The organism is Streptomyces sp. Ru73 (genome assembly GCF_002920575.1).
Lineage (GTDB): Bacteria > Actinomycetota > Actinomycetes > Streptomycetales > Streptomycetaceae > Streptomyces.
Genome location: NZ_PQSQ01000202.1, coordinates 1 through 2,162 on the forward strand (window position 1 = coordinate 1; position 2,162 = coordinate 2,162).

The 2,162-nt window shown below is 76.2% G+C and carries 2 protein-coding genes; one reads left to right on the plus strand and one right to left on the minus strand.

What is annotated here, in order from left to right; all coding sequences use genetic code 11:
• Positions 1–278: LysR substrate-binding domain-containing protein (locus tag C3486_RS36505; RefSeq protein ID WP_258053215.1), on the plus strand; the 278-nt coding region annotated here is incomplete at its 5' end.
• A gap of 480 nt (positions 279–758) precedes the next feature.
• Here the strand turns inward: C3486_RS36505 and C3486_RS36510 are convergent.
• Positions 759–2,162: carboxyl transferase domain-containing protein (locus C3486_RS36510; protein ID WP_146075143.1), on the minus strand; the 1,404-nt coding region annotated here is incomplete at its 5' end.

Sequence of the window (2,162 nt, forward strand, 5' to 3'; positions counted from 1 at the left end):
ATGTTCACCCCTGCGCAGCAAGGGGGATCGAGCCGCGGATCGCGCACATGGCCGAGGAGCACGGTACGCAGCTGGCGCTGATCGCCAGGGGGCTGGGCGTGGCGGTGGCGCCGCGGCTCGGGAGGGGACCGGTTCCCGAGGGCGTCAGCGTGGTGCCCGTACGGCATCCGATGCGGCGGCACGTATACGCGATCTGGCGCGCCGACGCGGACCGCCGCCCGTCGATCCGGGCAGCGGTCGGGGCCCTGCGCGAGGTCGGGCGGTCGCTGGAGGTGTGACGCGGCGAGCGGGCGATGGGGCACGCGGGGGCGCGTGCCGATGCGTGCCTTGTTGGCCCGCGAGGTTTGGGCTGCGTGGCGCCCGGCCGCACCGCACAGGCCCGGTCCGTCCCGCGCCGAACTACGCGACGTCGGCGCGTGCTGCGGTGGGCCACTCCGCACCGGTCCGATGCTGCGCCGAGCCACGGCGCGTCGGCGCGTGCTGCGGTGGGCCACGCCGCACCTGTCCGTGCCGTCGGGCCGTTCCGCGCCTGATCGTGTCGCGGGGCCATGTCGTGCCTGGTCACGCCCCGCGTCAGGGCAGGCCGGGGGGTGTCGTTGCTCGGGCCAGCCCGGACCGGCGCTGTTGGGCCTGGGCCGGGCCGGCCCGGCGCTGTTCGGTCCGGCCTGGCCCGGCCCGGTCCGTTCCAGGCCAGACCAGGCGGGACCAGGACGGACGAGGGCGGACCAGGACGGGCCCGTGCGTGTGGGTGGGTGGGGCTAGTTGGCGGGGACGATGCCGCGGATCAGGCCCAGGGACATCAGGTCCTGGGGGCGTAGGTGGAGTTGGTCGGCGGTGCGGGGGACGTCGGCGGGGGTGCGTTTGAGGATGGCGGTGGCCAGTTCGGGGGCGATGACGGAGAAGTAGCTGTCCGGGGTTGCCCAGAGCCGGCCCGGCGCGGCCAGTGCGAGTGCGCCGCCCGAGCCGCCCTCGCCGATGAGCAGCGAGGTCAGCGGCGTGCGGGCAGTGGCCATCGCGGTGAAGAGGTCCGCGATGGCGGCGCCGGCGCCGGACTGTTCGGCCGCCGCGTCGTTGGCCGCGCCCGGGGTGTCCACGAGCGTGAGGACGGGGATGCCGAGCCGGTCGGCGAGGCGTACGAGCCGGGCCGCGGTGCGGAAGCCGGCCGGGCGGGTGGCCGTACCGCACTGCGCCGCATACGCGACCGTACGGCCGGCCCGGTGGCCGAACCCGCAGCGCACGCCGTCGTCCACGCCTCCGCAGCGGTCGCCGCTGATGTCCTCGCGCCAGTCGAAGTACGTGTCCAGATACGCATCGGCACGCGGGCGTTCGGGCGCGCGGGTGCGCTGGACCGCGCTCCAGCCGGAGTCCGGGAGTTCGGCTGCGCCCTGGGCGGTCGGTACGGGGGCCGGTTCCGTGTCCGTGGTGGTCAGCAGCCGCAGCCAGCGGGTGAGCGCGCAGTGCAGCCGCTCGGGCGGCACGATCGCGTCGACGTGGCCGGTGGCCAACTGGCCTTCGGCGGTGTACGCGTACGGGTCGGCGTCGGCCGGGCGTACCCGGGAGCCGGCGAAGCCGACCTGCGCCCCCGGCAGCGCGAGGATGACGTCAGCGCCCGCGCCGAGGGTTGCCCAGCCGCCGCCGGTCGTCGGGTCGCGCAGGACCGCGATCTGCGGCAGGCCGGCGGCGCGGTTCAGTGCGGACTGGCCCGCGATGCGCTGCAGTTGGGTGAGGGCGAGCATGCCCTCCTGCATGCGGCTGCCGCCGGTGGCGATCAGGGAGACGACCGGGAGGCGCTGTTCGCGGGCGTGGGCGTACGCGGCTTCCAGGCGGTCGCCGGTGTGCCGGCCGAGCGAACCGCCGAGGTAGCGGAACTCGAAGGAGATCACCACGGCGGGGGTGCCGCCGAAGGTCGCGGTGCCGCAGACGACGGACTCGCGTTCGCCGGTCGTTTCCGAGGCGCGCGCCCGCGCGGCACCGTAGCCGTCCCAGTGGAGCGGTCCGTCGTCGAGCGGGGACGCGGACTGCTGTTCAGCGGCCGGCGGGGTGCTGTACGGGGGCGTCGGGGAGGCGAGTTCCGGGTCCGAGTCCGGGGCCGGGCCTGGGGCGCGGTCGTCGGTTTGGTCGGGGCGCGCGGGGGCAGGGCCGGGGGGCGGTTGCTGCGGCGG